Origin of the sequence: Nocardia gamkensis NBRC 108242, from assembly GCF_001612985.1 — a bacterium.
Taxonomy (GTDB): Bacteria; Actinomycetota; Actinomycetes; order Mycobacteriales; family Mycobacteriaceae; genus Nocardia; species Nocardia gamkensis.
On record NZ_BDBM01000097.1, the window covers coordinates 1 to 6,010 of the forward strand.

Genomic DNA, 6,010 nt, shown 5'->3' on the forward strand with positions numbered 1-6,010 from the left:
CGGCGCAGCGCCCCGGCGCGACGCCCGACCGTGGCGGCGACGTGCGGCTGTTCGCGGGCAGCTCGAAGAGCCTCTGCGCGCGGATCGTTTCGATGCTTCCGGACAACACACCCGGCACGCTTCCGCGCATGACCGCTCCGCTGGCCCAGGTCGGGGAAGACAGTCGCAACCTGGTCACCGTTCCGGTCGCCGGGCCCTCCACCTCGTCCCGGATCCGCAAGCTGCTCAAGCAGCCGCGCGAGGGCATCGGCCAGATGGTGGTCTCCGCAAGACGCGGCGCGGGTGAACTGTGCCCGTTCGGCGTGCTGTGCTGGATCGATGTCCTCGCCGACGGCCGATACGCGGTGCGCACCGGCACGGACGTCGATGTCGTCGCGGTGACCGCGGAGGGTTTCGCCGCGCACCTGCGACCGCTCGTCACCGCGGCAGCGCGCACGTCGACGGCTTTCGCCGGGCGTTGAACATCTCGGCGGCCCTCGTGGTCAACCCCCTTGACGGGTCGACCGCCGTCCCACGGCGGGTTCCCAACGCCTCCGGCAACGGCTCGACCGGACCGTTTACGGTGTACGAGTGCCACTCTACGAATTCGAAGGCAAACGGCCGCAGGTCGATCCGACGGCGTTCGTCGCGCCGACGGCGACCCTGATCGGTGACGTCCGGGTCGAGGCGGGCGCCTCCATCTGGTACGGCGCGGTGCTGCGGGCGGACCTGGCGCCGATCGTCATCCGGGAACGCGCCAACATCCAGGACAACGCGGTGCTGCACGTGCCGCCGGACGTGCCGATGGAGATCGGGCCCGGCGCGACGATCGCGCACAGCGTGGTCTTCCACGGCGCCGCGGTCGGCGCGGAGGCCATCGTCGGCAACGGGACCACGGTGCTGGATCTGGCCAAGATCGGGGCGGGCAGCATGATCGCCGCCCACTCGCTGGTGCCACCCGGGGCCGAGATTCCCGACGGCGTGCTCGCCGCCGGCTCTCCCGCCGAGGTGAAACGGCCGATCGAGGGCACTCAGGCGCAGATGTGGGTGCGGCTCAACCCGGGCTTCTACGCGGAACTGGCGCAGCGCCACCGCAAGGGCATCGTCGAGATCTGACCGCCGTCAGCACAGCAGCGCGGTGACCTCGGCGTCCTCGAGCTGGTGGAAATCCCGGTAGGCGCCGCCGACGCCGCCGAGCGAGCGCGGCACCCACGGGCAGACCACCTCGTCGGCCTCGTCGGCGACCCGGCGCATCGCCTCCGTGGAGGAGACCGGGACGGCGGCGACGACTCGCGCGGGCTGGTGCAGGTGCGCGACCCGGCAGGCGACCACGACGGTGGCGCCGGTCGCCATGCCGTCGTCGACGATCACCACCGTGCGACCCGTCAGTGGAATGGGCCGCGACGCTCCGCGCAGCACCTGCCTGCGCCGCTCCAGTTCGGCGCGCTCCCGCGCCTCGATCGAGTCGACCTTCCTCGGCGTCAACCCCGTGTGCGCCAGCACATCCGGGTTCAGCACCCGGACCCCGTCCTCGCCGACGGCGCCCAGCGCCAGCTCCGGCTGCCACGGCACACCCAGCTTGCGGACCAGAAGGATGTCGAGGTCACCGCCGATCACCTCGCGCACCGCCGCCGCTACCGGCACCCCGCCGCGCGGCAGACCGAGCACCAGCGGGTTCGACGCGCGTAGGTGTTCCAGATGCTCACCCAGCGCGTGACCGGCCGAGGTCCGATCGGCGTACATCATCGATGTCGAACGCTACTCCGGTCCGCGCTCGGTGATCGCGAATCGCCGCAACGCGAGGCTCGGGTTGGCGGTGCGCACCTTGCTCAGGTACGCCAGGTCGATTCCGGCGGTGAGTACGCCCGTCTCGTCGCCGAGTCCGGCGAGCACCGAACCGGCCGGGTCCACGATCATCGACGCGCCTGCGCCCCGGGGTGCGGCCTGGTCCGCGGCGACCACATACACGGTGTTCTCGATGGCCCGCGCCCGCACCAGCGTGGTCCACTGGTCGACCTTGCCCGGTCCGGGGATCCATTGGGCGGGCAACAGCAGCACCTGCGCGCCCGCCGCGGCGACCCGGCGGGCGCCTTCGGGGAAGCGCAGATCGAAACAGGTCTGCATGCCGAAAATCACATCACCGACCGCGAAGGTGGCCGGGGCCTCGATCGCACCCGGCTCGACCACGTCGGATTCGAGGTGGCCGAACGCGTCGTAGAGGTGGACCTTCCGATAGCGGGTGACGAGGGACCCGTCCGGGCCGAGCACGACCAGGGTGTTGCGGATGCGGTCGCCGCCGGGTGCGACCTGCTCCACCGTTCCGGCGACCAGGTACACCTCGAACTCGCGCGCGATCTGCCCGAGGCCGGTGACGAATGGGCCGGTCAGGGGCTCGGCGACGGCGACGACCCGCTCATCGAGCCGGGTGACGGCGAACATCGAGTACTCCGGTGCGACGACCACGCGGGCACCGCGCTCGCGGGCCGTGCGCACATGCTCGCGCACCGCCGTGAGGTTCGCCGAGGGGTCCGTCGAGGGGGCGAACTGGACGACCGCCACGTCCAGCTGATCCGGCGTCGCGTCCTGGCGCGCGGGCGAGTTGTCCAGTTGCATAGGTCTCACCGTATTGGGGCGGTGGCCGGGACGACCAGCACGAGGCAGTAAACTCCTGGTCAATGAGTACCAATCAGGTCGACAGCGTTTCTGGCGACAACGACAGGGACACCGACGGCCCGTCTTTCGCCGATCTGGGGATCGATGACCGCATCCTCGCGGCCATCGCCGACGTCGGTTACGAATCGCCGTCGCCTATTCAGGCGGCGACGATTCCTCCGATGCTCGCCGGCGCCGACGTGGTCGGTCTCGCACAGACCGGTACCGGCAAGACCGCGGCCTTCGCCATCCCGATCCTGATGGGGCTCGAAGCCACCGGCCGCACCCCGCGCGCCCTGGTGCTCGCCCCGACCCGCGAGCTCGCGATCCAGGTCGCCGAGGCGTTCGGCCGCTACGCCGCGCACATCCCCGGGCTGCATGTGCTGCCCATCTACGGCGGCCAGGCCTACGGCGTGCAGCTGTCGGGCCTGCGCCGCGGCGCGCACGTCGTGGTCGGCACGCCGGGCCGGGTGATCGATCACCTGGAGAAGGGCACGCTCGACCTGTCGCAGCTGCAGTACCTGGTGCTCGACGAGGCCGACGAGATGCTCAAGATGGGCTTCCAGGAGGACGTCGAGCGCATCCTCGCCGACACTCCGTCGGACAAGCAGGTGGCGCTGTTCTCCGCCACCATGCCCGCCGCGATCCGCAAGATCTCCAAGCAGTACCTGCACGATCCGGTGGAGATCACGGTCAAGGCCAAGACCTCGACGGCCACCAACATCACTCAGCGCTGGGTGCAGGTCTCGCATCAGCGCAAGCTGGACGCCCTCACCCGGGTGCTCGAGGTCGAGTCGTTCGAGGCGATGATCATCTTCGTCCGCACCAAGCAGGCCACCGAGGAGCTCGCCGAGAAGCTGCGCGCGAGGGGCTTTTCCGCCGCCGCGATCAACGGCGACATCGCGCAGAACCAGCGTGAGCGCACCATCGGCCAGCTCAAGTCCGGCGCCGTGGACATCCTGGTCGCCACCGACGTGGCCGCGCGCGGACTGGACGTGGACCGCATCTCGCACGTGGTCAACTACGACATCCCGCACGACACCGAGTCCTACGTGCACCGCATCGGCCGCACCGGCCGGGCCGGGCGCAGCGGCGAGGCACTGCTGTTCGTCGCGCCGCGCGAGCGGCACCTGCTCAAGTCGATCGAGCGGGCCACCCGCCACCCGCTGACCGAGATGCAGCTGCCCAGCGTGGAGGACGTCAACGCGCAGCGCGTCACCAAGTTCGGCGACACCATCACCGAGAACCTCACCTCGGCGAATCTCCCGCTGTTCCGCAAGCTGATCGAGGACTACGAGCGCGAGCACAACATCCCGCTGGCCGACATCGCCGCGGCGCTGGCGGTGGGTTCCTACGACGGCGACAACTTCTTCATGGAGCCCGAGCCGGAGCCGGTGGAGCGCCCGCAGCGCGACCGGACCCCGCGTGAGCGGCCCGCCCGGCGCTTCGAAGAGGACCGGCAGGCCGGTGCGCATCACCGCGCCACCGGAACCGAGCTGGCGACCTACCGGATCAGCGTGGGCAAGCGACATCGCGTGGTGCCCGGCGCGATCGTCGGCGCCATCGCCAACGAAGGCGGCCTGCGCCGCAGCGACTTCGGGCACATCAGCATCCGTCCGGACCACAGCCTGGTCGAGCTGCCCGCGCAGCTGCCGGAGGAAACGCTGGAGGCGTTGCGGCGCACCCGGATCAGCGGTGTGCTCATTCAGCTGCAACTGGATCAGGGCCCACCGCAGCAACGCTCGTTCACCCGTGGTCCGCGCCGCGAGCGCGAGGGCGTCAAGCGGACGGAGCGTCGTAAGCCGCGTTCCTGAGCCGGGGAGGGTAGGCCGAGGTCAAGCGCGCTAGCTACAGTGTTGCGGTCCGAGTGTAATTCGGCGCACGCCGACAGCGGGTGTCCCGCGAAGACACAGGAGGGCCGCGTTTGTTCGTGTTCGGTGATCGTGTCGTCTGCACCACCGTCGATCTCGTCCGCGCGGCGCACTGCGAGTTCGCGCTGCTGCGCGCCCTCGACGCCGAACTGGGCACCATCCCGGCCGAACCACGAAGCACCGCGGCGGGCCGGGAGGCCGCGCGGGGAACCGAGGATGTGCGGCAACGCCTTCTCACCGACTACCGCGCACGGTTCGGCGGTGCGGTGGTCGAGATCGACCGTCCGCCGGACGAACCGGGCGATCCGGCCCGCCACGTCGCGGCACTGACCGCCGCCCACGCCGACACGGTCGCCGCCTTGCGCTCGGGCGCACACGTGGTGCACGGCGCGACCTTCTTCGACGGCCGGTTCCAGTGCTCCGCCGACTTCCTGGTGCGGGCCGAACACCGCGTTCGCTACACCGTGCACGGCATCGCGCCGACCACCGCGGACCGGGTGGCCGCCGCACTCGAACTCGCCGCCTGCGCCGAGGCCCTCGACCGCTCGGGCGCGCTCACCGCGCCGCTGGTGCGGCTGCACCTGGGCGAGGAGAGCAGCGCCAAGGCGCTGAGCGAGCTGCTTCCGCTGCATCGGGCGCGCAGGCGCAGGGTCGAACGCATCGTGGAGGAGAAGCTCGGCGAACTGCTGCCCGTGCAGTGGGGCGATCCCCGTTATCTCGCTTGCGGCCGCTGCCGCACCTGCGTCGAGGCCCTGTCCGCGGCGCGTGATCTGCTGCTCGTGGCCGGTATGCCGCCCGCGGCGCGCGCCCGGCTGCGCGAAGCGGGGGTGAACACTCTCGATCGGCTGGCCACCGCGGAGATCGCGGTGCCAGGCGTGCCGCCGCGCACCGTCTCCGCGCTGCGCCGCCAGGCGGAAATCCAACTGCGGCGCGAAGTTTCGGGCGAGCCCACCTACGCGCTGCTCGACGCGGCCGCGCTCGGGGCGCTGCCCGCGCCCTCCCCCGGCGATCTCTCGCTCACCATCGCGGGCGGCGGGCGCGCTCCGCTCGTCGTGGAGGTCGGCGGGCCGGACACGGTGCACCTCTCATTGCGCGGGCCGAGCGGATCGAGCGAACCCCGCGCTGCCGCCGCCGCGGAACGCCGGGTGCTCGAGCAGGTGCTCGACTATCTGACCCAGCGCCGCCGGATCTATCCCGACCTGCACGTCTACCACTACTCGGCCATGGTGCGCACGGCGCTGCTGCGCTGTACCGGACGGCACGGCGTCAACGAAGAACTCGTCGACGAGCTGCTGTGCGACGGCGTCCTGGTCGACCTGTATCCGATCCTTCGTAACGCGCTGCTCATCGGGGAGTCCTCCTACCGGCTCAGCGGGCTGCGGCGACTGCTTCCCGATTCGACCGCCGCCGAACACGATTGCCACACGGTGCTGCGCTTACGCGATTGGCTGCTCGAGCGCGCGGGCGAGCAGCGCATCGCCACGCGGGCCGTGGCGCCGGGGCGGCCG

The 6,010-nt window shown here is 71.1% G+C and carries 5 protein-coding genes and 1 pseudogene; 4 read left to right on the plus strand and 2 right to left on the minus strand.

Annotated elements, in window-relative coordinates; all coding sequences use genetic code 11:
* Together NG1_RS34715 and NG1_RS34720 are read left to right on the plus strand one after the other, a co-directional pair.
* Positions 1-461: ESX secretion-associated protein EspG (locus tag NG1_RS34715; protein WP_174554928.1), on the plus strand; the 461-nt coding region annotated here is incomplete at its 5' end.
* A 109-nt stretch (positions 462-570) separates the two neighbouring features.
* Positions 571-1,095, plus strand: a complete 525-nt coding sequence (locus tag NG1_RS34720) for a gamma carbonic anhydrase family protein (protein ID WP_040869343.1) — start codon at positions 571-573, stop codon at positions 1,093-1,095.
* 6 nt (positions 1,096-1,101) lie between these two features.
* Here the strand turns inward: NG1_RS34720 and NG1_RS34725 are convergent, their stop codons facing one another.
* Positions 1,102-1,725, minus strand: a complete 624-nt coding sequence (locus NG1_RS34725; RefSeq protein ID WP_062978098.1) for a phosphoribosyltransferase — start codon at positions 1,723-1,725, stop codon at positions 1,102-1,104.
* A gap of 12 nt (positions 1,726-1,737) precedes the next feature.
* A complete protein-coding gene (locus NG1_RS34730; protein WP_062978100.1) occupies positions 1,738-2,592 on the minus strand; it encodes a carbon-nitrogen hydrolase family protein in 855 nt (284 codons plus the stop codon).
* 62 nt (positions 2,593-2,654) lie between these two features.
* On the opposite strand from NG1_RS34730, the gene NG1_RS34735 reads away from it, so the two are divergent.
* Together NG1_RS34735 and NG1_RS34740 are read left to right on the plus strand one after the other, a co-directional pair.
* Complete coding sequence (locus NG1_RS34735) at positions 2,655-4,445, plus strand: DEAD/DEAH box helicase (RefSeq protein WP_062978102.1); 1,791 nt, start codon at positions 2,655-2,657, stop codon at positions 4,443-4,445.
* Between the two features lie 116 nt (positions 4,446-4,561).
* Positions 4,562-6,010, plus strand: a pseudogene (locus tag NG1_RS34740) (hypothetical protein); the annotation flags it as partial.

Excerpts from the sequence above, each read along its gene's own strand:
- NG1_RS34725 (WP_062978098.1), bottom strand. The coding sequence starts at position 1,725 with ATGATGTACGCCGATCGGACCTCGGCCGGTCACGCGCTGGGTGAGCAT.
- NG1_RS34730 (WP_062978100.1), bottom strand. The coding sequence starts at position 2,592 with ATGCAACTGGACAACTCGCCCGCGCGCCAGGACGCGACGCCGGATCAG.
- NG1_RS34735 (WP_062978102.1), top strand. The coding sequence starts at position 2,655 with ATGAGTACCAATCAGGTCGACAGCGTTTCTGGCGACAACGACAGGGAC.